This is a genomic window from Phenylobacterium sp. (assembly GCF_031181185.1).
Lineage (GTDB): Bacteria > Pseudomonadota > Alphaproteobacteria > Caulobacterales > Caulobacteraceae > Phenylobacterium.
In genome coordinates this window covers 1-23080 of the sequence record NZ_JAPSKZ010000045.1, presented here as the reverse complement: position 1 = coordinate 23080, position 23080 = coordinate 1, and the positions used below count along the sequence as shown (strand labels likewise).

The following is a 23080-nucleotide window of genomic DNA, read 5'->3' as shown; positions in this document are numbered from 1 at the left end:
GACGATCGAGGATGAGTTCCCGGCTGCGGTCGGGGCGGACGAGGCTGCGTGGCCGACATCGGTGCGGCACGGGGTGGAGACGGCGGAGGAGATCCTGCGGCGGACGGCGGCGGGGGAGAGCCTGGCGCAGATCTGCCGCTCGCCGGGGATGCCGCTGGCCAACACGGTGGTGGGCTGGACGAAGTCGCGGCCCGCGTTCGCCGCGCGGATGCTGGAGGCCCGGACGGCGGCGGGCGGGCCGTTCCGGGGGCGGCGGCCGTTGTGGTGCGAGGCGACGGCCCAGGCGATCTATGACCGGGTGTGCGCGGGCGAGGCGCTGACGGCCATCTGCGCCGAGGCGGGGATGCCGTCGATGTCGACGCTGACCAACTGGCGCCGGCAGCATCCGGAGTTCGCCGAGGCGCTGGAGGAGGCCTATGAGATCCGCGCCGAGCTGCAGTTCGAGAAGGGGCTGGCGATCGCCGACGCGGTGACGCCCGAGACGGCCTATGCGACCCACGTGCGGCTGCAGCATCACCGGTGGTGGGTGGGGAAGGCCTGTGCCCGGCGGTATGGGCCGGTGAAGCCGCGGCCCCTGCCCAACGGGGACGAGGAGGCCGGCGGCGAGGGCATGACCGTGGTGATCAAGAAGTTCACCCTGGAGCCCGACAGCGGCGACTATGTGCCGACGCGCGAGCCGGCGCGGGTGGCCGGGACCGGCGAGGTGTGGGCGCCGGACGCGGACGGGCGCGGGTTCGAGCGGGACTAGGCCTGGGGCGGGACCTGGACCCAGCCGGTTCCGCGGTGGCCGAAGTCGCCGGCTCCCGGTTGGAAGACTTGCGGGTGGAGGATCTCGGCCACGATCTCGGCGCTCTCGACCAGGCGGGGGCCGGGGCGGTTGAAGTAGTGGTGGCCGTCGATGGCGTAGACGCGGCCCTCGCGGACGGCCTTGAGCCCGGACCAGAGCGGGTGGCCGGTGAGCGCGGGGAGGTCGGCCAGGCTCTCTTCGAGCCGGAAGCCGCAGGGCAGCATCAGGATCACGTCGGGTTCGGCGGCGGCGAGGTCGTCCCACGAGAGCCAGGGCGAGTGCTGGCCGGGCCTGGCGAACAGGGGGCGGCCGCCGGCGGCCTCGATCAGCTCGGGCATCCAGTTGCCGCCGGCCATCAGGGGCGCGAACCATTCCAGGGCGGCGACGGTGGGGCGCGGGCGGTCGGCGACGCGCGCGGAGAGGGCGGCGAGGCGGGCCTGCAGCATGGCGATCAGGGTCTCGCCGGCGGCCCGGGCGCCCAGGGCTGCGGCCACCTTGCGGATGTCGCCCCAGACGTCGCCGAGGTCGTTGGGCTCGAGGCTGACCAGCCGGGGGGCCAGGCCGGTCCAGCTGCAGAGTGCGGCCTCGAGGTCGGCCGGGGTGACGGCGCAGATGGCGCACTGGGTCTGGGTGAGGATGACGTCGGGCTGGAGGGCTTTGAGGGTGTCGGTGTCGACGTCGTAGACGCTGACGGCCGAGCGCAGGATCTCGTTCACCTGGGCGTCGATGGCGGCCGAGGTCTGGTCGGTGCGGATCTTGGTGGAGCTCAGGGCGGGGAGGCGCTCGACGCCGGCCGGAAAGTCGCACTGGTGGCTGCGGCCGACGAGGCGGTGGGCGAGCCCCAGCGCCGCCACGATCTCGGTGGCGCTGGGGAGCAGGCTGACGATCCGCTGGGTCATGGCGTTCGCGGACTGGGCAGGCGCCGGGCCAGGGCGTCGAGGGCGAGCAGGGCGGCCAGCCAGCCGGCGTTGATCAGGCCGATGGCGGTGACCACGCCGGGGACGATCTCGCACGAGCCCTTGACGGCGAACTCGACGCCGAGCGCGGCCAGCTGGTTGGCGACGAAGGCCGGGACGAAGGCTGCGGCGATGCGGAACCACTCGGGCAGGCGCTGCGGGAGGCGCGGCAGGACGGCGGCGGCGGCGAGCAGGCTGGCCAGCGCCATGACGCCCAGGCCCACGCCCCAGCCGACGGTCTGGGTATCGACGGGGAAGCCGCGCAGGCCGAAGCCGATCGCCTGGCCGGTGAGCCACACGGCGGCGGTGAGCGCGGCGGCGGCCGGGAGCTTCAGGCGGGCGGCGGCGAGGACCGCCACGGCGACCAGGGGCTCGAGGCAGGCCAGCGCCAGGCAGCCCGCCACGACGAGGCCGTAGACGCCGAGGGACCAGGTGGTGCGGGTCATCGGACGGCCTCCCTATTCGAAGCGGACGCGCAGGCCGGCGAAGGCGGCGCGGCCGGGGCGTTCGAAGCCGACGGGGTTCTCGTAGGCCTCGTCGGTGAGGTTCTCGACCCGGGCGAAGGCGGTGAGGCGGTCGGAGAGGCGGTATTCGCCGGCCAGGTGGGCGATCGTGTAGTCGGGCGCCTTGAGCCTTGGGACGGTGAAGCTGCGGTCGCCGTCGATCCAGGAGCCCACGTGGATGACCGTGGCCGAGAGGCTGAGCGCGTCGGTCACGGCCCAGTCGGCGGCGGCGGTCAGGCGGTGCCTGGGCCGGCGCAGCAGGGTGAGGCCGGTGTCGCGGTCCTTGGCCTCGACATAGGTGTAGTCGATGCGGGCGGTCAGCGCGGGGGTGAGGCGGGCCTCGGCGAAGGCCTCGACGCCCGAGGCCCGGGCGCGGCCGATGTTGGCGTAGCTGTCGAACGTGGCGTTGGTGGTGATCAGGTTCCTGATCGTCTGGCGGAAGTAGGCAGCGCCGAGGCGGACGTTCTCGCCCAGGGGCTGTTCGAAGCCGGCGTCGAAGCCGCGGCTCTCCTCGGGCTCGAGGTTGGGGTTCGCGAAGAAGCCGAAGTCCGGGAAGCTGACGAAGAGCTGGGTCAGCGTCGGGGCCTTGAAGCCCGTGCCGTAGCTGGCCCGCAGGATCGTGCCGGTGGAGGTCAGCGTGTGGGCGGCGGCGAGGCGGAAGGTGGCCTCGGAGCCGAAGCGGTCGTTGTCGTCGAGCCGGGCGCTGGCCGTCAGGCTGACGGGGGCGCCGGGCCGGGTCTGGGCCTCGGCGAAGACGGCGCGGTTGTCGTTCTCGTAGGTCGTGGGCTGGTCGGTGAGGCGCTCGCGCTCGGCCTCGGCGCCGAGGATCAGGCTGTGGCCGGCGGGAAGGGTGAGGTCGGCGCGCAGGTCGCCCTTCAGGCGGTCGCCCTTGTTCCAGGAGGCGAAGCCGCCGGGGCTGGTGATCCTGGTCTCGTAGTCGGTGGCGCCGGCGCCGGCGCGAAGGCTGAGGCGGCCGGGCAGGGCGTCGAAGCGGGCCTCGGCGCGGGCGGTGAGGCCCTGCGCGTCCTGGACCGAGCGCTCGGCGGCGGGCGCGCTGGGGAAGCCCTCGTCGGAGACGAACTTCAGCCGGCTGTCGGCGAAGCGGGCCACGCCGTTCAGCTCCAGGCGGTCGGTCGGCTGGGCGCGCAGGCGGGCCGAGAGCGTGGTGTTCTCGTAGGAGTCCGAGAGGACCGGCCGGCCGGCGGGGACGAGGCTGAGCGGGGTGGTGCTGGAGTCGCCCGAGAAGGCGTGGGCCAGGTTCACGGCGTAGCCGATCGGGCCGGCCTGGCCCGAGGCGCCGAGCGCCTGGTCGAAGGTTTCGAGGCTGCCGGCCTCGACGCGGGCGCGCAGGCGCGCAGGCCCGCCGGGCGGGGCGGTGACGATGTTGACGACGCCGCCGATGGCGTCCGAGCCGTAGAGGCCGCTCTGGGGCCCGCGCAGCACCTCGATGCGCTCGATGTCGGAGGTCAGCACGGCGCCGAAGTCGAAGACGCCGCCCTGGCTCGGGTCGTTGGCGTCGACGCCGTCGATCAGCACCTTGGTGTGGTTGGCGTTGGCGCCGCGAATGAAGACCGAGGTGCGGCCGCCGGGGCCGCCGGTCTGGACGACGTTGAGGCCGGGCGACAGCTGCAGCACGTCGGGGGCGGCGCGCTGCTGGCGGCGCTGGATGTCGTCGGCGGTGAAGAGGGTCACGGCGCTGCCGACCTCCTCGGCCGGGGTTGGGCGGCGGCTGGCGGTGACGACGAGGGTGTCGACCTCTGCGTCGGCGGCGTACGCGGGGAGCGCAGGCAGACCGATGGCCAGGGCGGAGAGCGAAAGAGCGGTCTTGAACATGGGGCCTCGCGGCGGACGTGGACGACGTCACCGCGAAGGACGACGGGCCCCTCGGGAGCGGTCAGGCTCCCGGCGGTCCGTCCACATCGGCACACCCCGTCCGACGCGCTCGCGCGTGACCACGGCTCGTGGCAGGTCTCCTGGCTCGCGGGTCCTAGCGTCCGGCCGGCCTTCCCAGGGCGTTTCGGCCCCAGTGGCTTTCGGTGGTCGGAAGCTCGCCGCTTACAGTTGCGGGGGCAGCCGCGGCTTGGGCTCCGGAGAGCCGCACCGCATTCCCTTTCTCAGCCCTTTCGGGCGCCACGGTCCCCGCTTGGGCCAGACGGCCGCAGCCGTCAAGCTGTCCTTAGGGCAGGGCTCTCTTCGGCGTCCCAGTACTCGAGCACGCCGTAACGGGCGAGGCGGCCCAGCATGCGCATCAGGTTGACGTTGTTGTCGTGGAACAGCCGCTGGGCGTGCGGCGCCGCGGCGGCCTGGATCGAGAAGACCACGCCCCCCGGCCCGGAGCGGCAGTAGCCGCGGGCCTGGAGATCGAGGAGGCGCCGCCGCACGGTCTCGGGCGGCAGGCCCAGGCTGCGGGCGAGCGCGCTGCCGCGAACCGGGGCGCGCAGCGAGTCGGGGTGCGGATGGTTCGCCAGGCGCTGCTCGGGTGTCAGGTTGCGCAGGTTGAGATTGCCCAGCCCCAGCAGGACCAGGGCGGTGAGCGGGTCGCCCACCCGCCGGCCGAGCAGCTCGAGGGCGCGCAGGTAGTACTCGGAGAGCAGCCGGTTGACGAGCCGGACCGGCGGCTCGGCGAAGCGGCCGACGGGCTCGGGCAGGCTGGAGCCGGCGTCGGCGTGCATGTCGGTCAGGGCGTCGGCGGCCTTGAGCTCGAGATACAGCCGGCGAACGCGCTCGTAGCGCAGCGTCAGGATGCGGACGTAACGCTCGGATGTCAGGCGGGCGGTCGGCACGACGACGCCCTTGGGGCCGATCACGCACTCGCCTTCCGCGGCCAGGGCGTTGAGACGCCGCCGGACCGTCTCGAACGGCTGGCCCAGCGAGGCCGCGACGGCGTTGATGCTGACCGGTCGGCGCAGCTCGTCGGGGGGCGGCGCGTCGAGGGCGCCGAACTTCCGCTGCAGCACGGGGTCCTGGTTGATCGGCGCGATGTTGGCCTCGATCACGGCGATGATCAGCAGGAGGTCGAGCACGGAACGGCCGTCCCGCGCGATGTCGGCGACATCGACGGCGAACTCGACGCTGAGGCGGGCCAGGAGCCAGTGGGCCGCTAGGGGCGGGGGCTGCGGATGCTCCCCCCGGAGCAACTCGACCATTGGCCCCAGCCTGCGGCCAGATTCGCGCCGCCGCAAGCAACTCCCGTAATGCTGTTACGAAACCGTGTCGCGGGGCAGGCTCTTGCGGGCGAGCCAGAACAGCACGGCGGGGATGACGCCGAACAAGGTCGCCAGGATCAGCGCCCACCGAACGCCCTCGGCCGAGCCCAGGCCGAGGCCGGTGTTCAGCCAGTCCGACAAGGCGCCCACAGCCACCGGCCCCATGCCCAGGCCGATGAGGTTGGCGAGGAAGAGCAGGATGGCCGCGGTGGTGGCGCGCATGTGCGTCGGCACGATCGACTGCGCCGAGCCATAGACCGGGCCGTACCAGGTCGAGGCGAGAAGATAGTTGAGCCCGAGCAGGCAGATGCCGAGCACGGCGGAGTCCACCAGGATCGCGGCGGTGTAGACCGGCACGGAGAGAAGCGCGCCCACTGCAGGCGTGATCATCTGGTGGCCGACGTTGTGCTTGGCCGTCTTGTCGGCGACCCAGCCGCCGATGAAGGCGCCCAGGGCGCCCGCGGTACCTGCGAGCAGGCCGATGGTGAGCCCCAGGAAGCCCACCGACTTCAGGCCCATGCTGGCCGCGAGGCCCGCGACCTCCTCCGTGTGGTTGCGGAGGAAGAAGGAGGCGGTGAAGGGCGCGTGGCCGTAGCCGATGAAGGCCTTCAGCGAGGCGCCCATGGAGATGTACCAGAAGGTCGGCTTCTTGGTGACGTAGGCGAGGGTCTGGCCGAAGCTGGCCTGGGCGGCGGCGGCCGTCTTGGTCGCCTGCTGGGCCATGAACCGACGCGGCTCCTTCAGCGTGGTGAAGACCAGCGCGGCGAACACCAGCCCGGGCAGCCCCGCAACGAGGAAGGCGGTGCGCCACCCATAGGCGTCCGCCACGAGGCCTCCAAGGACGAGGCCCAGCAGGCTGCCGAGCGGGGTGCCCATCGAGTAGAACGCCAGCGCCGAGGAGCGCTTCTCCTTGGGCACCATGTCGGCGATCAGGGAGTGGGCGGGCGGCGTGCAGCCCGCCTCGCCCACGCCGACCCCGATGCGGCAGAGGGCGAGCTGGACGAAGTTCTGCGCCTGCCCGCAGAGGGCGGTGAACCCCGACCAGACGGCGACCGAGGTCCCGATGATGTAGGCGCGGTTCTTCCGCTCCGCGAGGCGGGCCAGCGGGATGCCCAGCACGGTGTAGAAGATCGCGAACGCCAGGCCGCTCATCAGGCCCAGCTGGGTGTCGGAAAGGCCCAGGTCGTTCTTGATCGGCTCGGCCAGGATGTTGATCACCTGCCGGTCGAGGAAGTTGATGATGTAGATCCCCAGGAGCAGCCACATGGCGTAGCGCGTGTAGCCGCGCGAGAACGGAATCGGCGGCGCGGCGGCCGACGGCGCGGCAGGCTCCGCGGCGGGGATGGCGGTCGTCATCGGGCGCTTCCTCGGGCTTATGTTTTTTATGTCTGCGAGGTTGACCGGCTGCCGTAGGGCGCGGCAAGCGCGGATTTGTTTCAGGCGCGAGACGGAGGAAGCCCGATGGAGCTGGTGATCGGTACGAAGAAGTGGTCGACCTGGTCGCTGCGGCCGTGGTTGGCCGCCAAGCGTTCGGGCCTGCCGTTCACCGAGCGGCTGATCGAGCTGCGCCAGGAGAACGACCAGACCGAGGCCGACATCCTGCCTCATTCGCCCTCGGGCCTGGTGCCGGCGCTGAAGACCGAAGGCGTGGTGATCGTCGACAGCCTGGCGATCTGCGAATACCTCGCGGAAGAGGCGGCCGCGCAAAGGGGCGTGGCCCTCTGGCCCACCGACCCGATCGCCCGCGCGCTGGCCCGCGCGGCGGCGGCCGAGATGCACTCGGGCTTCGCGAGCCTGCGCGGCGAATGCCCGATGGCCCTGGAGGTCGAGCCGCGGCCGGTCGAGCTTTCGCCGGCGACCCAGAAGAACATCCGCCGGATCGTAGGCCTGTGGCTGTCGATGCTGGACCGCTTCGGCGGCCCGTTCCTGGCCGGCGACTGGTCGATCGCCGACGCCTTCTACACGCCCGTGGCGACGCGCTTCCGGACCTATGGGGTGAAGCTGAGCGACTATGGCGACGACGGCCGGGCCGGCGAATATGCCTCGCTGTTGCTGGAGCAGCCCGACTTCCTGGAATGGGAAGCGGCAGCGCGCGCGTGAGGGCGGGAGGCGTGAGGCGGCTCGCTGTCCTGCTGCGGGCGGTCAACGTCGGCGGCGTCCAGCTGAAGATGGCCGACTTCAAGGCCGTGCTGGCCGAGGCGGGGTTCGATGCGCCCGAGACCCTGCTGGCCAGCGGCAACGCCGTCGTCGGCACGGACGCCGAGGCGACCGCGGTGGAGGCGCGCGTCAAGCAGACGCTGAGGGATCGACTGGGGCTTGCCACCGACGTCTTCGTGCGCGACCGCGCCGAGCTCGCGGCGACCATCACGGCCAATCCGTTCAAGGCCTTCGCCGACGAGCGGCCGAACGTGATGATGACCGTGTTCCTGAAGACCGAACCCCCGGCCGACCTGGACCCGCTGCGCAAGTACGCGGTGTTCGGCGAGGAGATCGCGCCCGGGCCGCGCTGCCTCTACATCACCTATCCGGACGGCTCGGGCCGTTCGAAGCTGGCGGGCGCCAAGCCGCTGACCGCCATCGGCACCTCGCGCAACTGGAACACGGTGCGCAAGCTGGCGGAGAAGCTGGGGTGACGGGCGCGGCGGCGTCCGGCGCGCAGGCGCTTGGACCGATCGGCCCCGCATCGCGGATCGTGATCGTCGGCTGCGCAGGCTCGGGCAAGTCGCGGCTGGCGAGCGAACTGGGTCGGCGACTCCGGCTCCGCGTCATCCACGCCGACAGGGAGTTCTGGCAGCCGGGGTGGCGGGATCCCGACAATGACGCGTACCGCGCCAGGATCGCGCAAATGACCGCCGCGGGCGGATGGATCTTCGACGGCGTGCCGGGCCGGGTTCCGGACATCGTCCTGCCCAGGGCCGAGGCGGTCATCTGGCTGGAGCAACCGGCGTGGCTCTGCGCGGCGCGCGCCTACCTGCGAACCCTGACGTACCTCGGCCGCACGCGCCCGGACATGGCCGAGGGCTGTCCCGAGCGGCTCAGCCTTCGCCTGCTGGACTACGCGCGGACCTTCGACGCCGTGTTGCGTCCGCGGCTGGAGGACTGGCTATCCAGGTACGCCGCCGGCGCGCAGCTTCTGCGTCTGCACGGCGACCGGCAGGTCGCGGCCTTTCTTCGGTCCCTGCCGGAGGCGAGGGGCTGAGGGGCTCGCCCGGGGGCCTAGTTCAGGGCCCACGCCGCAAGGGCGGCGACGATGATGCCACCGCAATCATGAGCCAGGACGCACCCTTGCCCAGCCGCATGGTGTCTCGCCGAGCGTTGTGCCGGAGGGAGTCAGTCGGTCTCGCGTGGGCTTCTCCCGATACAGCGACCTTGTCGTCGAGAGTGGGTCACGATCAGACGAGTTCCGCAACGGGTCGAAAGCGGATGTTCGGAACGTCTGCTCCCGCGTGCATCTTGTCGCGCGCTGCGCAGGGGCCTCGGCGTTCCCAGAGCGGCGGCGGAACCTTGATCTTCTCGAGGGCTTACCTGCCTGGGCCTTGCATCCAGTCGGGTCTCAGACTGGGACATCGCACATGTCGATCTACAGACTCCATTTCATCTCGGACGGCGTGCTTCTTGCCGGCGAGGCGTTCAAGGCGGACACCGATCGACTGGCGAAAGCCTATGTGGAGGGCCGCCGCCGAGGACGCGCCGCCAAATTGTGGAGCCTTGAGCGGTTGGTCAGGACATACGCCGCCGACGCGGGCTGAACCGCACTCGCGCTCCCGCGCGGGCAACCTGACCCAACCGCTTGCGCCACCGTGTCGTCATCGTCGGCTCACGTCGCGGGCAGGCTCGAGGTGAACCTTCGTGGTCAATAGCCAGATGGTTCCAAGCTGGCGACGTCATCGACAAGGGGACTGTCTGATGAACTTGCGTGACCAGCGAAGTGAAACTCGATGTTATGGCGTCTTCGCGTTCCGGAAATCCCATCCGCGATAACTTTCGAGTTACGTGCCATGAAGGCCAATAGACGTTGAAGTCACTTTTGATGGTGACGGTTGACTGATCAGTCTGATTGATCATGGCGCTGATTACGCGCTCGGCCGGGGCGATCTATTGTCGTTCGGGCTGGCGGCGGGCGATCGGCCTCCCCATCTAAGCAATATCACCGTCCGCCCAAGGTGATTTCGCCAGGCAGGCGATGCAGGGGCGCCCTGTCCCGGAGCCTGAACAATGGCCGTCGAAGACACCGTCGTCATACACACCGCCCGCACCCACGGCGTCTGGCATGTCACGCGCGACGGGGCCTTCGTCGGCGACTATTTCGCGGAGGCCCCTGCGCGATTGGCGGCCATGCTAGCCGCCCGGGACGCGGAACGCCTCGGCCGTCGCGCCGAAGTCCGCTTCGGGCCGCACGACTAGGCCGGAGACCTGCGAACCCGAACACGGGTGCATAGTCGAAACAGTAGTTTTCACGCGCGGGAGGCGCTGATGACGAAGAAGCTGACCCCTGACGTTCCGATCCGGACGCCCTCTGACCCCGACGCCAGCCTTTACGGCTCCCGATGGGGCGCAGGACCGGGCGCGACACCGCACAACGGCCCCGGCTCCATCGCCAGCGATCCGACTTCAGCGCCCTCGTCCCGAAAGCCGCTACGATACGCCGGTGAGGACGCGGCGCTGCGGGAGGAGCGGGAGCAAGGCTGGGATACAGAAGGCGCGAGGCCTCCCGGGCCGAGATGAATGCTGCTTTGGGCGGCTAGGCGTCGTCGGACGGCGGGCTCCCAAGCGACGCCGCGCTATCCGAAGGTGGTCGCCATGCGGCGAGCCAGTTCCGTGGGGGCCAACATCGTGAGGGCCGACATGGAGAGCTTCCCCGTCGCGCCGGCGCCGAGGGCCGCCATGCTCGGGTCGCCATGCTCGGGCCGCCCCCGCTAGGATCCGCCGGCCGGGGCTGGATGAACGATGGACACGGAAGCCCCTCCGGCTGAGTGATCGAGGACGACCAGGGCCCGCAGCTGCATGGCAAGAGCCTGTACGATGCTGCTCCCCAGCCCGGGAACCAGCTCCGTTCCGGAGGGCAGGCCCACACCGTCGTCTTGCACTGTCAGCACCCAGCCTGCACCAGCGGCTCGGTAGTCGACGGTGATCCGGCCCGACCGCCCGCCCGGGAAGGCGTACTTCACCGCATTGATGACAAGCTCTGTGGTAATCAGGCCGAGGCTGACCGAGACATTAGCGTCCACGGTGCTGTCGTCGCCTGTGACCTCGAGCGACACGCGCGCGCGCTCCGGGATCATGGATGCGGCGATCGCCTCACACAACTTCACCAGGTAGGGCCGAACCTGAACGCAGTCGTCCCCCGCCCCCGCGAGGTGCCGTTCCAGGGCCGCGACTGACATCACCCGCTGGTGGGCGTTGTGGAGCTGGTCGCGGGCCTCTTCCGATTGGGTTTTGCGTGCATGCTGCATCAGCACGCTGGCGATGATCTGCAGGCTGTTCGCCACCCGGTGCCGGGCATCCTGCACCAGGATCGCATTCCGCGTGCGCAGGTCTTCCGCCCGTTGATCCGCAGCCCTTGCGTCCGTTAGGTCGGTGACCGCCATCAGGAGGCGAACCTCGTCAAGCGCGAGATATTCGAGACGCTCGACGTGGATGATCAGGCGCCGGACCTCGCGGCCGCCCCCCCGCAGAGCGACCTCCATGTCCGGGGGCGCCTGGCCGTTCACCGCGCTTTCGAGGAAAGCGCGTATCTCCGGCGCATCCCATTCGCCCCCGCCGAGGGCGAAGACCGGCTGCCCAGCAGCCTTGCCGACGTCGAACGCCCGGCAGAAGGCGTCGCTCATGCCGATGATGTCCAGATTTCCATCCAGCAGCAGCAGGGGCGAATTCGCCGCAGCGACCACGGCGAGAGTCAAGCTGAGTGCGGCGTCCTCCGACGTTGGCGGCAGTGCGGCCGCCCTAATGAGCTCCTCCATGCGCGCTACCCTAACATCTTGTGCGGGCGGAGGTTCAACCGTCCCGTTCACAACCTCCACAGATGGCTTCGCAGGCGAGCGTCTGTTCGGCCTCACAAGGCTGAGGTCCGCTCTCGACCCGATGGGGACCTTCAGGCGGCGCTCGACGGGGCGGGCTTCTCGAAGCTGGCTGAGGCCAAGGCGCTGACCGCCATCGCGCCTCGCGCAACTGGAACACGGTGCAAGCTCGCGGGGCGGCTGGGGTGACGGGGGCGGCGGCCTGATGCCGCTCGCTGGCCGGCTCGACGGAATGTCAGCTGTTGGGGGAAGCGGACTAGCGCTTGCCCTCCGTCGCCGGATCGGGCGGACAGCGGCCTTGCGTCAGCAGCTTGGCGCCGAACTCACCGGCGTTCTTCACCAGGTACCGATCGAAGGCGTGGCTGACCTTCTCGTTCATGCCTTGCAGGCAAACAAGGACCCGATCGCCCTTCCTCAAAGCCGAAAGGTCCGCCTTCAGGCGCGACTCGTCGACGGGTCGACCGCCCCTCAGAACCGTTCCATCAATCAGAATGGCCAGCACGATCTTCGGCTCTGGGCCGACGGGCGCGGCCATGGCGCCGACGGGGGGAAGGAGCGCGGCGAGAACCGCAAGCCCGGTCCGGAACATGGCTCTCCAATCGTTCTGGCGGTGGCCACAACAAAAAAGCGACCATCTGCCTCCTGCTCACTCAAAGGTCGCACCGGGCGCGGCCGAATTGCAACCGCGGCGAGGTCTGCGGCGGGTGAGGCGCGGAACTCGCCTCCGGCTTCCAACGCGGCCTCCATCGTTCAAAACGCAGATGATTAGCTTCGCCGCGCAGCCGGGCTCCGGCGCGGCAGCCGTCAGGCCGCGAGCTTGGCTGCTAGGGCTTGCGGCAGGCGCTTCGCCGCCTCGAGGGCGTTGGCGAGGGCGGCTTCGCGGGACTCCGGACTGAGCGCCACGCCTTCGGCCCGGATGATCACGACATCGTCGATGCCGGTGAACTGAAGCATCGCCTGCAGGTGCCGCTCCTGGAAGTCGAACGCGGCGCGCGGTCCGCCGGCCGCATACTCGCCGCCGCGGGACGAGGCCACGATGACCGTCTTGCCCTTGACCAGCCCCTCAGGGCCAGCGGCGCCGTAGCGGAAGGTGCGCCCGGCCACCAGGATGTGGTCGAACCAGGCCTTCAGCTGGCTCGGCAGGCCGAAATTGTACATCGGCGCGCCGATGACGACGACGTCGGTGTCGAGGAATTCGCGAAGGATCTCATTATCGGCGAGGCCTTCGAGACGCGACCCGTCGAGGTGCGGGATCGGCGTGGCGGCAAGATCCCGGCGGGTGACGCGAAGCGTCGGATCCGCCTGCATGAGCGCGTCGACGACCGAGGCCGTGATCTGCCGGCTGACCGAGGCGGAGCCGGTGATGCCGGCGTCGATATGGAGCAGCTTCATGGGTGCAGGACCTTTCTGGGCTTAAGCACCCGCCCCATTTGATTGTGGAACAATCCCGCCGGTAGACTGCCTGCGCGCGACAGTATGTTGCAAAAACGGAACGCCAGATGCCCGATCTCAACGACCTGAGCTTCTTCGCAGCGGTGGTGTCGAACGGCGGCTTCTCAGCGGCGTCCCGGGCGCTGGGGGCGCCGAAGTCGCGCATCAGCCGGCGGGTGGCCGCGCTGGAGGCCGAACTGGGCGTGCGGTTGCTGGAGCGCTCGACACGACGCTTCGCCGTCACGGACGTGGGCCGAGACGTCTATCGGCACGCGCGGGCCGCGCTTGCGGAGGCGGCGGCGATCGACGAGGTGGTGACGCGCGTGAAGGCCGAGCCGCAGGGCGTCGTGCGCGTGAGCTGTCCCATCGGCGCCGACCGGGTCCTGGCCAGCTGCCTCCCGCACTTCCTGGCCGAGCATCCGAAGCTCAAGCTGCAGTTCCTCATCACCAATCGACGCGTCGATCTCATCGAGGAGGGCGTCGACATCGCCGTGCGCGTGCGCGAGGAGCTGGACACCGACGCCGACCTCCAGGTGAAGATCATCGAGCGCACGGCCTCGGTCCTGGTCGCCAGTCCGGCCCTTGTCGCCGCTCACGGCCATCCGGCCGCGCCGCAGGACCTCGTCAGGTTCCCGACGCTTGCCCTGACGGATCGGGGCAGCGTCGAGCGATGGACGCTGATCAACCCTGCCGGGGAGGCGGTGGAGGTGGCGCACGAGCCACGCCTCACGGCCACCGCGTTCCCCATCCTGCGTGAAGCGGTCATCGGCGGCGTCGGGATCGGGCTCCTGCCGGAATACACATGCCGCGACATGCTCGAGGACGGGCGCCTGCTCCGGATCCTGCCGGACTGGTCGATCCCCCGAGGCATCCTGCATCTGGTCTTCACCTCGCGTCGCGGCGTGCTGCCGGGGGTGCGGGTGTGCCTGGATTTCCTGGCCGCTGCCCTGAAGGGGGACTCGCCCGCCTGGCAAGCGGGCGGCGCGAGCCTGATCTGAGCCGCCACCAGCACGCGACAGGCGCGACGGCCGAGGGCGTCGGGACGGCCCGGCGACGCGACACGTCGGCGGACGCGCTCAAGAGGAGACGCTCGGAAGGTCGGCTATGGGTCGGGAGCGGACGTTGCGAGTTGTTGCCTTAGGCTCAGGGCAGATGCCTCGCGCGCAGCACGATCCACAACAGAGCCGCGCCGAGGGTGATCGATGACGCGACGCCAACGTAGTCGGCAACACGGTCACTCCTGAAGACGGGGGACAGAGCACCGAAGGCAAGCGCGATGACGACCGTCGCCCAGAAGAGCCGCTTATTATGACCGAACCACGCCACCGCCTCACCCCTCAGACACTCGCGGTGCGAGCGTACCAAGCCTCGGCCCACGTCCGCTATGGGTCGGAAGCAGACGTTCACGCCGGGCCGGCAAGCTGACATTCTCGCAACCACCCCGACGGGTGACCTTTCGAGGGTCAGCTAAGGGTGGTTAGGGCGACTACGCACAGCCGCGGCGATCGTGGCGATATGCTCGCCATGGACGTTCCCGACCGCCGAGCTTCCGCCCCTGGCGGTGTGGCGCCCTGAGGCCCGGCGCGCTAGGGCGGGGCACGTCAGCGGGAGAATCACCTTTGGACCGCCGCACCCTTCTGTTCACCGCCGGCGCGAGCGCTGTGGCGAGCGGTGCGAGCGCTGGTCCGGCGCCGGACATGGTGCGGCCGCCTGTCTTGCGCGCGGGCGACCGCGTCGCCGTGGTGAACCCGAGCACGGCGATCCATGACCCCGCCGCCGCGGAGCGTGCGGGACTCGTCATCGCGGCTCTGGGCCTCACTCCGGTGCTGCCGCCGAGCCTCCTTTCCCGCCCACGAGACCTGGCGGGCTCCCGCCGGCACCGTCTGGATGAACTGCACGCGGCGTTCGGCGATCCCGCGATCAAGGGCGTCTTCTGCGCCCGCGGCGGCTACGGCGTAAGCGAGATCGTCGAGGACGTGGACTACGGACTGATCGGGCGCAATCCGAAGGTGTTCGTGGGTTTCAGCGACCTGACGCTCCTGCAGCTCGCGATCCGCCGCAGGACCGGGCTCGTCACGTTCCACGGCCGGATGCCGGGGCTGACACGTTTCCCCGCCTATTCCCTGGAGGCGCTGCGGCGCGCGGTTTGCGACCCGCGACCGCTTGGAGTGCTGCAGAATCCTCCCGAGGCGAACGCGCTGCGTCCCTCGTACCCGCTGCGGACGATCGCGGGCGGCGTGGCCGAGGGCCGGCTGACCGGGGGCAATCTGGCGATGATCCTCGCCGCCATGGGCACGCCGTGGGAGATCGACACGCGGAAGGCGATCCTGTTCTTCGAGGACGTGGACGAAAGCCCTTACTCGGTCGCGCGGATGCTGCTGACGCTGAAGCATGCGGGCAAGTTCAGGGACGTCGCGGGCGTGGTGGTCGGGGCCTTCGCACGCTCGGACGGCGCCTCGGACGTCACGCCCTACACCTTGAACGAGGTTTTCGACCAGGTGCTCGGCCAAGTCGGCGTCCCCGTGTTCAGCGGCCTGGCCATCGGCCATACGGACGAACAGTTGACGCTGCCCGTCGGCGCGCGGGCGCGGATCGACGCCGGCGCGCGGACGCTCACGATCCTGGAAGCCGGAGTGGCCTAGCTCTTGCGTCAGCCGCCTCGCCCCTAGGCCGCGACCACCTCGTCCAGGGTGCGGCGGCTCATGGCGCAGAGGGTGGGATTGGTCGTCAGGTAGAAGGCGAGCGCGATCACCGCGTTGAACACCGCCCAGCCGCGGCCGCGCAGCCACATGGCCTCGTCGCAATCCAGCCCCTGGCGCAGCACCGGGCGGGCGCGGGCGTCGAGAAGGCTCCAGGCGACGAAGAGGTCGCACGCGGGGTCGCCGACGCCCAGCAGGCCGAAGTCGAGGACGCCGACCACGCGGCCGCCGCGGACCAGGAGGTTGCTGGGATGGAGGTCGCCATGCACCCAGGCGCCGGGGCCGCTCCATTCGGCGGCGGCGAGCGCCTGCTCCCACACCCTCAGCACGGCCGGCCCGTCGATCTCGCCGCCCAGGGCCTGGACGTCGCGGCGCACTCGGGCGTCGAGGTATCTCAGGGGCACGCCGCGGCCGGAGTTCTCCCGGCCCGCCGCGGGGCCGCCGGTGGGGTCGGCGGTCCGGAGCGCCATGAGGAAACCCGCGAGGTCTCGCGCCGCCTGGGCGAGATCGTCGGGCGGGGCGTGGAAGGCGTCCTCCCCGGGCAGCCAGGGGACGACGCACCAGCTCCACGGATAGTCGAAGGCCGGCGCGCCGACCGCGATTGGAACCGGCGCCAGGAGCGGCAGGGCCGGCGCGAGCCGCGGCAGCCACTGGTGTTCCCGCTGGGCCTGCGGCGCCGCGCTCTCGCGCTTCGGCAGGCGAACGGCGAGGTCCGGCCCCAGGCGGAAGATGGCGTTGTCCGAGCCGGCCGAGGCGACGGGCTCCAGGGGCAGGTGGGCCCACCGCGGGAACTGGTGCGAGATCAGCCGCGCCACGAGGGACGTGTCGATCCGGGGCGCGCTGGCGAGCTCTGCCATGGCCGCAGCTTAGCGGGGGGCGTGACCGGCGCAACAATCGCGCCCCGTCAAACTGCTTGCATTTCGAGATCGGTTGGGGGTGAATGGCGCCCTGTAACGGCGCGGAGGCGGCCCATGGCGACTCTGGTGTTTGGAATGAACGTCTCGCTGGACGGCTATGTCGACCATGACAGGTTCGCGCCCGACGCCGAGCTGTTCCGCCACTTCATCGAGCAGGCGCGCGAGCAGGCGGGCAGCATCTATGGCCGGCGGCTGTACGAGATCATGAGCTACTGGGACGACGAGCACCCCGAGTGGGACGTGGCGGAGCGGGCGTTCGCCGAGGCGTGGCGCAGCCAGCGCAAGTGGGTCGTCTCGCGGACGCTGACGTCGGTCGGGCCGAACGCGACGCTGGTGGGCGAGGACCTGGAGGCTGAGATCCGCCGGCTGAAGGGCGAGGTGGACGGAGAGATCGAGGTCGGCGGCCCGGACCTGGCGCAGAGCCTGGGCGAGCTTGGGCTGATCGACGCCTATCGGCTCTATCTGCATCCCGTGGTGCTGGGGGAGGGAAGGCCGTACTTCCAAGGCCCGCGGCCAAGGCTGCGGCTGGCGGCCACCGACCACATCGGCGAAGTGGTGCGGCTGACGTACGTTCCGGCCTGACCGCGGGTCCGCGGCGCCGGCTACCCTTCGTTAACCGCAGGCGCGCCGAGATGGGCGCGACCGCCGGTCGGGCGGATCATGACGCGGTCTTCTCCCATGGACGGACAGAACCTCTTGCAGCGCCCGCTGCTCGCCTTCGCGGGCGCGTCGCTGGCGGCCGTCGCGCTGGGCGCCCTGGTCTGTGCGCTGAGCGGCGTTCCCGCGAGCCTTTGGATACGCAACCTGGCGGCCTGGGGGATCGGCGGGGTTGCGGCGGCGGCGCTCGCGCGATCGGCGGGGCGCCCGGCGCTGGTCGCCGTGCTGGCGCTGGCGCCCGTAGGGCTGGCGCTGACCGCCACGGACGAGGGCCTGGAGGGCGTGCGCCGCTGGCTGGTCGTCGGGCCGGTCCGGCTGAACGCGGCGATGCTGCTGCTGCCGTCGGCGGCGGTGGCCATGGCCGTGGTGGCCGAGCGGGCGCGGTGGTGGTGGATCCCGGCGCTGCTCGCCCTGGCCGTCCTGGCGGCCCAGCCCGACGCCTCGCAGGCCACGGCGTGGGCGCTGGCCATCGCAGTCGTCGCCGCCGGCCTGCGCGAGCGCGGATGGCCGACAAGAGCGGTCGTCGCCGCGGCCGCGGTTGCGATCGCAGCTCTCGCCTGGACCCGGCCGGACCCGCTCGCGCCCGTTCCCGAAGTGGAGGAGGTGATCCAGCTCGCCGCCGCGCAGACGCCGCTGCTCGCCGTGCTGGGCGTGGTCTTGCTGATGGCCGCCGCCGCCGCGCCGGCGCTGACCAGTTGGACGGCGGAGCGGCGGGAGGTCCGTCGCGCCGGGGTCGCGCTGACCGCGCTGCTGGGCGGATGGATCGCCGCGCCGGCTTTCGGGGCCTTCCCTGTCCCGTTCGTGGGGATCGGCCTTAGTCCCATCCTCGGCGCCTGGCTGGGCGTGGGGCTGCTCGCGGCGTCGCGTCAGGGCCCTCCGGCCTGACCGCGAGGACTCCGCGAGGAGCTTGCCGCGGCCTTCCGCGTTGAAGGGTCCGACCATCAGGAAGGGAACCCACGGATGAAGACCGCTCCGCTCGCCATCGCCGCTGTCATGGCCCTGGGCCTTGCCGCCTGCAGTGACAGCGAACGCCCGACGGGCAGCGCGCCGCAAGGCTCGGAGGTGGGCGCGGCCATGCCCGACACCTCGACGACGCGGGCGCCCACCGACCGCCTGACGGCGCCCGATGCCGGCGCGACCGGCACGGTGCCGGCCGACGGCTCGGCCCCCGCCGTGGCCCCGACGCCGCCCGTGGGCACGGCCGGCGGCTCGGCCGGGGTCCCGGGCGCGAGCGAGCGGCCGGTGGAGCCCGGCAAGCAGTAGGACGACCGGCGTACGCGCTCAGCCGCGCGGCGGGACCTTGAAGCAAGGCGCCGTGGCCGAAGGCGGCGCGTGGGGACGGCGCCCGAAGACGCCGTCCCCTGCGAGCGCGGCCGCTCCGAGGGGCCGAGACTCGCACTCCGGCAGCGCGACCAGCACTCCGCCAGAGCCTTGGACCGCCACGCCCTCAGCCGGGCGCAGGCGGGATATCCCCGCGGCAGTCGACGACGGCGACCCGGTGCGTCGTGCGCCAGATCTCGAAGGCCGGCGTCGCCGGACCGCACAGCCGTCGGACCGTCTCGACGATCTCGGCGTCGTCCCCGACCTCGACCCAGTCGCCGGCGGCGATGTGGCCGGCGCGATCGAGCGTGTAGACGCGATAGAGGGCCATGCTTCCGCCGTCCCTGGGCCGGCCGGGCCCGTCCCAGTGTCAACTGCCGTCGCTGGCGCTACTGTGGAATCCGTAGGGACTACGGGTTCAAGGCCTATTTCCCGGAGTTGGCGAAATGTTGAGCATGGGCCGGCTGGCGCAGGCGAGCGGCGTCAATGTGGAGACCGTCCGCTACTACGAGCGGATCGGCCTGATGCCCGAGCCGTCACGCACCGCAGGCGGGCACCGGACCTATGACGAAGGGCACCGGCGGCGGCTGTCGTTCATCCGGCGGGCGCGCGAGTTGGGGTTCACGCTGGAGCAGGTGCGGGAGCTGCTGCGGCTGGCGGACCAGGAGGCGCAGCCCTGCGGCGCGGTGGTGCGGATCGCCGGCGCCCATCTGGACGAGGTGCGCCGCAAGATCGCCGACCTGACGCGGCTGGAAGCGATCCTGGCCGGGGCGGTCGCACGGTGCGAGACGACCGCGTCGGGGCCGGACTGCGCCGTGCTGGAGATGCTGTCGGACGGGGGCTGAAGGGCGCCCCCGGCCCGCGAGGGACGGGGGGTTGTGGGCCGAGGGCGCCGGGCAGCATGATCAAGACATCAGCTGTTACGGTCGGCAAAACCTGCGCGGCAGGTATTGGTTCCGTCGCGGATGCTTTGTTGTTCAGCGTTCATCTAGCTGAACGGGGGGGTCCGCTGGGGACACATCGCCGAAGACTTTAGAACATGTTCGGCCACCGGTCACCGACGCCGTAAAAGCCAGCCGAATAGGGCGACGGCCGTTGCCGCCCCGGCCAGTTGGGCGGCGATGAAGGCGGGCGCGGATGTGGGCGCGATGCCGGCGAAGGTGTCCGAGAAGCTGCGGGCGACGGTCACCGCCGGGTTGGCGAAGGACGTGGAGGCGGTGAACCAGTAGGCGGCGGTGATGTACAGCCCGACCGCGGCGGGGGTGAAGCCGGGCCGGAAGCGCAGGGCGCCGAGGATTGCGGCCACCAGGCCGAAAGTGGCGACGGCTTCGGAGAACGCCTGGGCCGGTCCGTCGCGGAGCCTGGTCGAGACCTGCAGGATCGGTTCGGCGAACATCACGTGCGCCGCGAAGACGCCCGCGACCGCGCCCGCGAACTGGGTCGGCAGGTAGGCGAGCGCTACAGGCCAGGGCAGCTCCCGCCGAAGGGCGAAGGCGAGCGTCACCGCCGGGTTGAAGTGGGCGCCCGAGATGGGCCCGAACACCACGATCAGCACGACGAGGGCTGCGCCCGTGGCCAGTGTGTTGGCCAGCAGCGCGACGGCGTCGTTTCCGTCCGCCAGCCGCTCGCCCATGATCCCCGAACCCACGACGACCGCGAGCAGCAGGGCGGTCCCCAACCCCTCGGCGACGAGGCGGCGGGGCAGGTCCATGGGCTCGAGCGGCGGCTCGAGACTGGGTTCGCCGCTCATGAGGCGCAGCCCGAGGCGCCGAGGTCGGCGCAGATCTCGGGTTTGCCGGCGCAGCAGTCTTCCATGAGGAAGCCCAGCAGCTGCCGCATCCGGTCGTAGGCGGCCGTGTAGATCACCGAACGGCCTTCCCGGCGCGACGCGACGAGGCCTGCGCCGGCCAGGATGTTGAGGTTGGTGGACAGCGTGTTCGGCAGGATCTGGGTGGCGCGCGCGATCTCGCCCGCGGCCAGCCCCTCGGGGCCGGCTCGGACGAGCAGGCGAAAGACCTCGAGCCGGCCGGGGTGGGCCAGAGCGCTGAGCGCGCCGATGGCGGCGTCCTGGTCCATCAGGCGCCGCAGCAGGCGCCGGAGGAGGCGGGCGCGCGTTCGAGGGCCGCGCGGGCGGGGCTCTCGCCGTAGGTGACCGCCTCGCCGAAGGTGTGGAACGTCTCCCACCGCAGGCCGGCCGGATCGGCGACCCAGCTCTTGTCGGATCGAGCGTAGCAGCAGGTCGTGGCCGCCTCGTCGAAGGTTTCCGCGCCTGCGGCTTTGAGCCGGCCGGCGAGTTCGGCGAGCTCGGCCGAGCTGTCGACCTGGATGCCCACGTGATCCAGGCCGGCGGCCGAGACGTCGCGCGTGGAGATGGCGAAGTTCACCCGCGGATCCTCGAGCATCCACTTGGCGTAGTCGTCCTTCACGACCGTGGGGCTGGCGCCGAACAGGGTCTCGTAGAACCGGATCGACTGGTCGAGGTCGGGGACGCTGACGTGCAGGTGCAGGCGCTTCATGGCGGAACTCCTTGGCTGTTACAGTTCTATATTTCGCGAAATATAGAATCGTCAAGCGTGTCGGTTCTAGGGCCCGCCGTTCGTCCTAAGGCCGGGACAGACGCAAAGGAGGCTCCCATGCCCTACGTGGACGGTTTCGTGCTGGCGGTGCCGAAGGATAACCTGGAGGCCTACAAGGACATGGCCCGGCTGGGCGGCTCGGTGTGGATGGAGCACGGCGCGCTGAGCTACGTCGAATGCATCGCCGACGACGTGCCGTACGGCGAGCTGACATCGTTCCCGCGGGCGGTGCAGGCCAAGGACGACGAGGTGGTGGTGTTTTCGTGGATCACCTACCCCGACCGAGCCTCGCGCGACGCGATCAACGCCAAGGTGATGGCGGATCCGCGGCTGAAAGGGCCCTACGAAATGCCCTTCGACGGCAAGCGGATGATCTTCGGCGGCTTCGAGAGCTTCCTGGAGCTCTAGACCGAGGCGGGGATAAGCAGGCGACAAACGACGCCGGCCGGCCGGAAGTCGAGCTGGGCTGGCGCGCCCAGCTCGGTCGCCAGCCCTTGGGTGAGGAGGCGGGAGCCGAAGCCCTTGCCGTCGGGCGCCGGCGGGGCGACCGGCGGGCCGCCGGCCTCGCGCCAGACGAGGTCGGCGATCCCTTGCGCGAAGGTCCAACCGACCGTGACGTGGCCGTCGGGCGTGGAGAGCGCGCCGTGCTTCACGGCGTTGGTGGCGAGCTCGTGCAGCGCCATGGAGACGGCCAGCGAGGCGTTCGGCTCGAGGCGGGCGTGCGGCCCGTCGAAGGCGATGCGCGGGGCCTGAGGGTCGTCGTAGGGGCGCACCGCCTCGCGGGCGATGTCCGAGAGCTCGGCGCCTTCCCACTTGCCGCGCGTGAGCACGTTGTGGGCGGCGGACAGAGCGAGCAGCCGGTCGTTGAAGCGCTCGCGGGCCTCCCGCGTGACGACCGCCTCGCGCAGGGTCTGGCGGGCGATCGACTGGACCGTGGCCAGGGTGTTCTTCACCCGGTGGTTCAGTTCGTTGATGAGCAGGCGCTGGCGGGCCTCGGCGCGGGCGCGGACCAGGGCCGACCAGGTGCGCCCGGCGACGTCCTCGGCCACGGCGACGTCCTCGGCCGACCACTCGCGGGGCTCGGGCGCAGCGGCGAAGACGAAGGCGTCGAGGCGACCGCCGCGCACCAGCGGCACGTCGAGGATGGCGCGGGCGCCCACGGCGAGCCAAGCAGCGACCGAGTCGGCGGAGCGGGGATCGCGGGTGACGTCGCCGATGGCCAGCACCTCGCCGGCCTGGAGGGCGGCCACCGCGCGCGCGCCGAAGGCCGGCAGGCTGAAGCTGCGGCCGGCGACGCGGGCGCCGGCGGGGGACCAGTCGCCGCTGACGGTCATGCGCTGGCCGTCCTCGGAGACCTCGGCGTAGCCCACGCGGGCGACGCCCAGCCGCTCGCCCAGCAGCCGGGCGGCGGCGGACAGGATCTCGTCGGGCTCGGAGAGCGGGCGCAGGGTGTCGGCGACCTCGAGCTGGAAGGCGCGGCGACGCTCGAGCTCGGTCAGGCGGGCGGCGTGCTCGCGCTGTTCGGTCACGTCCCGGAAATTGACGCCCAGGCCGGACTCGAGGGGAAAGGCGCGGAAGCCGATCCACCGGCCGGGGAAGATGTCGGACGGGACCTCGGCCTCGAGCTGACGGCGCGCCTGCATCACGTCCTCAAGGAAGCGGCGAAGCTCGCCTTGGGGCGCGTTGGGAATGACGTCCCAGATCACCTGGCCCAGGACCGCCTCCCGGACGATCCCGAAGTGGGCCTCGGCGGCGCGGTTGCAGTAGGTGACACGCCACCCGAAGTCGAAGGCCACGAAGCCTTCGCCCAGGCCGTCCATGATCTCGGCCACCCGGCGCTCGAGGTCGCCGGCCGCGGCGCCGGGGTCCGGCGCGTCCAACTGCGGAAGGTCGTGCATACGCCCTCGAAAATCCAGCCGCGGCCCCGCGCGGAATCAGTCTCTCCCGACGCGCAACTTGCCATGCGCGGAGCCCGGCGCCCCTGGGGCGAATAGCCGCCCGAAACATCCGC

At 71.1% G+C, this 23080-nt stretch carries 27 protein-coding genes and 1 riboswitch; of the genes, 13 read left to right on the top strand and 14 right to left on the bottom strand.

The annotated features are described in order from the left end of the window. Positions 1-748: hypothetical protein (locus tag RIF93_RS07845; protein ID WP_309090098.1), on the top strand; the 748-nt coding region annotated here is incomplete at its 5' end. Here RIF93_RS07845 and RIF93_RS07840 read toward each other — a convergent pair. From RIF93_RS07840 to RIF93_RS07820, 5 genes are all read right to left on the bottom strand, one after another. Next, on the bottom strand, positions 745-1686 hold the full coding sequence (locus RIF93_RS07840) for a cobalamin-binding protein (RefSeq protein WP_309090096.1): 942 nt from the start codon (positions 1684-1686) through the stop codon (positions 745-747). The genes RIF93_RS07845 and RIF93_RS07840 overlap by 4 nt on opposite strands. Further along, complete coding sequence (locus tag RIF93_RS07835; protein ID WP_309090094.1) at positions 1683-2189, bottom strand: hypothetical protein; 507 nt, start codon at positions 2187-2189, stop codon at positions 1683-1685. The genes RIF93_RS07840 and RIF93_RS07835 overlap by 4 nt, the downstream gene beginning before the upstream one ends. Before the next feature lie 12 nt (positions 2190-2201). Then, entirely contained in the window at positions 2202-4079 is a 1878-nt protein-coding gene (locus RIF93_RS07830; RefSeq protein WP_309090092.1) for a TonB-dependent receptor domain-containing protein, read from the bottom strand. Positions 4080-4191: 112 nt separating this feature from the next. Beyond that, positions 4192-4396: riboswitch (cobalamin riboswitch) on the bottom strand. 15 nt (positions 4397-4411) lie between these two features. Beyond that, entirely contained in the window at positions 4412-5392 is a 981-nt protein-coding gene (locus RIF93_RS07825; RefSeq protein WP_309090090.1) for a hypothetical protein, read from the bottom strand. A 54-nt stretch (positions 5393-5446) separates the two neighbouring features. Continuing rightward, positions 5447-6808 carry an MFS transporter gene (locus RIF93_RS07820; protein WP_309090088.1) on the bottom strand — a complete coding sequence of 454 codons (1362 nt, stop codon included), beginning with the start codon at positions 6806-6808 and terminating at the stop codon, positions 5447-5449. A 105-nt stretch (positions 6809-6913) separates the two neighbouring features. On the opposite strand from RIF93_RS07820, the gene RIF93_RS07815 reads away from it, so the two are divergent. The 5 genes from RIF93_RS07815 to RIF93_RS07795 all read left to right on the top strand — a co-directional run bounded on the left by RIF93_RS07815 (position 6914) and on the right by RIF93_RS07795 (position 9856). After that, positions 6914-7552, top strand: a complete 639-nt coding sequence (locus tag RIF93_RS07815; protein WP_309090086.1) for a glutathione S-transferase family protein — start codon at positions 6914-6916, stop codon at positions 7550-7552. An 11-nt stretch (positions 7553-7563) separates the two neighbouring features. Further along, the gene (locus tag RIF93_RS07810; protein WP_309090084.1) at positions 7564-8085 is read left to right on the top strand and encodes a DUF1697 domain-containing protein; all 522 of its coding nucleotides are present in this window, start codon (positions 7564-7566) and stop codon (positions 8083-8085) included. Then, positions 8082-8651, top strand: coding sequence for a hypothetical protein (locus RIF93_RS07805; RefSeq protein WP_309090082.1), 570 nt, complete (start codon positions 8082-8084; stop codon positions 8649-8651). The genes RIF93_RS07810 and RIF93_RS07805 overlap by 4 nt, the downstream gene beginning before the upstream one ends. A gap of 373 nt (positions 8652-9024) precedes the next feature. Then, positions 9025-9201: a hypothetical protein gene (locus RIF93_RS07800; RefSeq protein WP_309090081.1), complete on the top strand. Its 177-nt coding sequence runs from the start codon at positions 9025-9027 to the stop codon at positions 9199-9201. 466 nt (positions 9202-9667) lie between these two features. Then, a complete protein-coding gene (locus RIF93_RS07795) occupies positions 9668-9856 on the top strand; it encodes a hypothetical protein (protein WP_309090079.1) in 189 nt (62 codons plus the stop codon). A 512-nt stretch (positions 9857-10368) separates the two neighbouring features. On the opposite strand, the gene RIF93_RS07790 is transcribed toward RIF93_RS07795, so the two are convergent. The 3 genes from RIF93_RS07790 to RIF93_RS07780 form a co-directional block, all read right to left on the bottom strand. After that, on the bottom strand, positions 10369-11412 hold the full coding sequence (locus RIF93_RS07790; protein ID WP_309090077.1) for a sensor histidine kinase: 1044 nt from the start codon (positions 11410-11412) through the stop codon (positions 10369-10371). A 313-nt stretch (positions 11413-11725) separates the two neighbouring features. Continuing rightward, positions 11726-12004, bottom strand: a complete 279-nt coding sequence (locus tag RIF93_RS07785) for a hypothetical protein (RefSeq protein ID WP_309090075.1) — start codon at positions 12002-12004, stop codon at positions 11726-11728. Between the two features lie 269 nt (positions 12005-12273). Then, on the bottom strand, positions 12274-12861 hold the full coding sequence (locus tag RIF93_RS07780; RefSeq protein WP_309090073.1) for an NAD(P)H-dependent oxidoreductase: 588 nt from the start codon (positions 12859-12861) through the stop codon (positions 12274-12276). A 107-nt stretch (positions 12862-12968) separates the two neighbouring features. On the opposite strand from RIF93_RS07780, the gene RIF93_RS07775 reads away from it, so the two are divergent. Then, on the top strand, positions 12969-13898 hold the full coding sequence (locus RIF93_RS07775) for a LysR family transcriptional regulator (RefSeq protein WP_309090071.1): 930 nt from the start codon (positions 12969-12971) through the stop codon (positions 13896-13898). 621 nt (positions 13899-14519) lie between these two features. Continuing rightward, the gene (locus RIF93_RS07770; protein ID WP_309090069.1) at positions 14520-15542 is read left to right on the top strand and encodes an LD-carboxypeptidase; all 1023 of its coding nucleotides are present in this window, start codon (positions 14520-14522) and stop codon (positions 15540-15542) included. A 23-nt stretch (positions 15543-15565) separates the two neighbouring features. On the opposite strand, the gene RIF93_RS07765 is transcribed toward RIF93_RS07770, so the two are convergent. Beyond that, a complete protein-coding gene (locus RIF93_RS07765) occupies positions 15566-16456 on the bottom strand; it encodes an aminoglycoside phosphotransferase family protein (RefSeq protein WP_309090067.1) in 891 nt (296 codons plus the stop codon). 114 nt (positions 16457-16570) lie between these two features. Here RIF93_RS07765 and RIF93_RS07760 point away from each other — a divergent pair, with 114 nt between their 5' ends. From RIF93_RS07760 to RIF93_RS07750, 3 genes are all read left to right on the top strand, one after another. After that, the gene (locus RIF93_RS07760) at positions 16571-17098 is read left to right on the top strand and encodes a dihydrofolate reductase family protein (RefSeq protein WP_309090065.1); all 528 of its coding nucleotides are present in this window, start codon (positions 16571-16573) and stop codon (positions 17096-17098) included. 96 nt (positions 17099-17194) lie between these two features. Next, the gene (locus RIF93_RS07755; RefSeq protein WP_309090063.1) at positions 17195-18058 is read left to right on the top strand and encodes a hypothetical protein; all 864 of its coding nucleotides are present in this window, start codon (positions 17195-17197) and stop codon (positions 18056-18058) included. 75 nt (positions 18059-18133) lie between these two features. After that, positions 18134-18436, top strand: a complete 303-nt coding sequence (locus RIF93_RS07750) for a hypothetical protein (protein WP_309090061.1) — start codon at positions 18134-18136, stop codon at positions 18434-18436. 184 nt (positions 18437-18620) lie between these two features. Here the strand turns inward: RIF93_RS07750 and RIF93_RS07745 are convergent, their stop codons facing one another. Then, a complete protein-coding gene (locus RIF93_RS07745) occupies positions 18621-18824 on the bottom strand; it encodes a hypothetical protein (protein WP_309090059.1) in 204 nt (67 codons plus the stop codon). A 115-nt stretch (positions 18825-18939) separates the two neighbouring features. Between RIF93_RS07745 and RIF93_RS07740 the strand changes: the two genes are divergently transcribed. Beyond that, a complete protein-coding gene (locus RIF93_RS07740; protein WP_309090057.1) occupies positions 18940-19338 on the top strand; it encodes a helix-turn-helix domain-containing protein in 399 nt (132 codons plus the stop codon). Between the two features lie 209 nt (positions 19339-19547). Here the strand turns inward: RIF93_RS07740 and RIF93_RS07735 are convergent, their stop codons facing one another. Genes RIF93_RS07735 through RIF93_RS07725 form a run of 3 tightly spaced genes read right to left on the bottom strand, consistent with a single transcriptional unit; the run spans position 19548 to position 21009 of the window. Continuing rightward, complete coding sequence (locus RIF93_RS07735; RefSeq protein WP_309090055.1) at positions 19548-20243, bottom strand: MIP/aquaporin family protein; 696 nt, start codon at positions 20241-20243, stop codon at positions 19548-19550. Then, a complete protein-coding gene (locus tag RIF93_RS07730; protein WP_309090053.1) occupies positions 20240-20569 on the bottom strand; it encodes a metalloregulator ArsR/SmtB family transcription factor in 330 nt (109 codons plus the stop codon). Before RIF93_RS07730 ends, RIF93_RS07735 begins: the two co-directional genes overlap by 4 nt. Next, complete coding sequence (locus tag RIF93_RS07725; RefSeq protein WP_309090051.1) at positions 20569-21009, bottom strand: ArsI/CadI family heavy metal resistance metalloenzyme; 441 nt, start codon at positions 21007-21009, stop codon at positions 20569-20571. The genes RIF93_RS07730 and RIF93_RS07725 overlap by 1 nt, the downstream gene beginning before the upstream one ends. A 117-nt stretch (positions 21010-21126) precedes the next feature. Between RIF93_RS07725 and RIF93_RS07720 the strand changes: the two genes are divergently transcribed. Continuing rightward, entirely contained in the window at positions 21127-21477 is a 351-nt protein-coding gene (locus RIF93_RS07720) for a DUF1428 family protein (RefSeq protein ID WP_309090049.1), read from the top strand. Here RIF93_RS07720 and RIF93_RS07715 read toward each other — a convergent pair. Further along, complete coding sequence (locus RIF93_RS07715; RefSeq protein WP_309090047.1) at positions 21474-22967, bottom strand: HWE histidine kinase domain-containing protein; 1494 nt, start codon at positions 22965-22967, stop codon at positions 21474-21476. The two genes, RIF93_RS07720 and RIF93_RS07715, sit on opposite strands and share 4 nt — an antisense overlap. Between the last annotated feature and the right edge of the window lie 113 nt (positions 22968-23080).

What these genes read in the sequence shown, in the direction of transcription:
- RIF93_RS07840 (WP_309090096.1), bottom strand. Translation starts at nt 1,686, where the DNA reads ATGACCCAGCGGATCGTCAGCCTGCTCCCCAGCGCCACCGAGATCGTG.
- RIF93_RS07835 (WP_309090094.1), bottom strand. Translation starts at nt 2,189, where the DNA reads ATGACCCGCACCACCTGGTCCCTCGGCGTCTACGGCCTCGTCGTGGCG.
- RIF93_RS07830 (WP_309090092.1), bottom strand. Translation starts at nt 4,079, where the DNA reads ATGTTCAAGACCGCTCTTTCGCTCTCCGCCCTGGCCATCGGTCTGCCT.
- RIF93_RS07825 (WP_309090090.1), bottom strand. Translation starts at nt 5,392, where the DNA reads ATGGTCGAGTTGCTCCGGGGGGAGCATCCGCAGCCCCCGCCCCTAGCG.
- RIF93_RS07820 (WP_309090088.1), bottom strand. Translation starts at nt 6,808, where the DNA reads ATGACGACCGCCATCCCCGCCGCGGAGCCTGCCGCGCCGTCGGCCGCC.
- RIF93_RS07815 (WP_309090086.1), top strand. Translation starts at nt 6,914, where the DNA reads ATGGAGCTGGTGATCGGTACGAAGAAGTGGTCGACCTGGTCGCTGCGG.
- RIF93_RS07800 (WP_309090081.1), top strand. Translation starts at nt 9,025, where the DNA reads ATGTCGATCTACAGACTCCATTTCATCTCGGACGGCGTGCTTCTTGCC.
- RIF93_RS07795 (WP_309090079.1), top strand. Translation starts at nt 9,668, where the DNA reads ATGGCCGTCGAAGACACCGTCGTCATACACACCGCCCGCACCCACGGC.
- RIF93_RS07790 (WP_309090077.1), bottom strand. Translation starts at nt 11,412, where the DNA reads ATGGAGGAGCTCATTAGGGCGGCCGCACTGCCGCCAACGTCGGAGGAC.
- RIF93_RS07785 (WP_309090075.1), bottom strand. Translation starts at nt 12,004, where the DNA reads ATGGCCGCGCCCGTCGGCCCAGAGCCGAAGATCGTGCTGGCCATTCTG.
- RIF93_RS07780 (WP_309090073.1), bottom strand. Translation starts at nt 12,861, where the DNA reads ATGAAGCTGCTCCATATCGACGCCGGCATCACCGGCTCCGCCTCGGTC.
- RIF93_RS07775 (WP_309090071.1), top strand. Translation starts at nt 12,969, where the DNA reads ATGCCCGATCTCAACGACCTGAGCTTCTTCGCAGCGGTGGTGTCGAAC.
- RIF93_RS07765 (WP_309090067.1), bottom strand. Translation starts at nt 16,456, where the DNA reads ATGGCAGAGCTCGCCAGCGCGCCCCGGATCGACACGTCCCTCGTGGCG.
- RIF93_RS07760 (WP_309090065.1), top strand. Translation starts at nt 16,571, where the DNA reads ATGGCGACTCTGGTGTTTGGAATGAACGTCTCGCTGGACGGCTATGTC.
- RIF93_RS07755 (WP_309090063.1), top strand. Translation starts at nt 17,195, where the DNA reads ATGGACGGACAGAACCTCTTGCAGCGCCCGCTGCTCGCCTTCGCGGGC.
- RIF93_RS07750 (WP_309090061.1), top strand. Translation starts at nt 18,134, where the DNA reads ATGAAGACCGCTCCGCTCGCCATCGCCGCTGTCATGGCCCTGGGCCTT.
- RIF93_RS07745 (WP_309090059.1), bottom strand. Translation starts at nt 18,824, where the DNA reads ATGGCCCTCTATCGCGTCTACACGCTCGATCGCGCCGGCCACATCGCC.
- RIF93_RS07740 (WP_309090057.1), top strand. Translation starts at nt 18,940, where the DNA reads ATGTTGAGCATGGGCCGGCTGGCGCAGGCGAGCGGCGTCAATGTGGAG.
- RIF93_RS07735 (WP_309090055.1), bottom strand. Translation starts at nt 20,243, where the DNA reads ATGAGCGGCGAACCCAGTCTCGAGCCGCCGCTCGAGCCCATGGACCTG.
- RIF93_RS07730 (WP_309090053.1), bottom strand. Translation starts at nt 20,569, where the DNA reads ATGGACCAGGACGCCGCCATCGGCGCGCTCAGCGCTCTGGCCCACCCC.
- RIF93_RS07725 (WP_309090051.1), bottom strand. Translation starts at nt 21,009, where the DNA reads ATGAAGCGCCTGCACCTGCACGTCAGCGTCCCCGACCTCGACCAGTCG.
- RIF93_RS07720 (WP_309090049.1), top strand. Translation starts at nt 21,127, where the DNA reads ATGCCCTACGTGGACGGTTTCGTGCTGGCGGTGCCGAAGGATAACCTG.
- RIF93_RS07715 (WP_309090047.1), bottom strand. Translation starts at nt 22,967, where the DNA reads ATGCACGACCTTCCGCAGTTGGACGCGCCGGACCCCGGCGCCGCGGCC.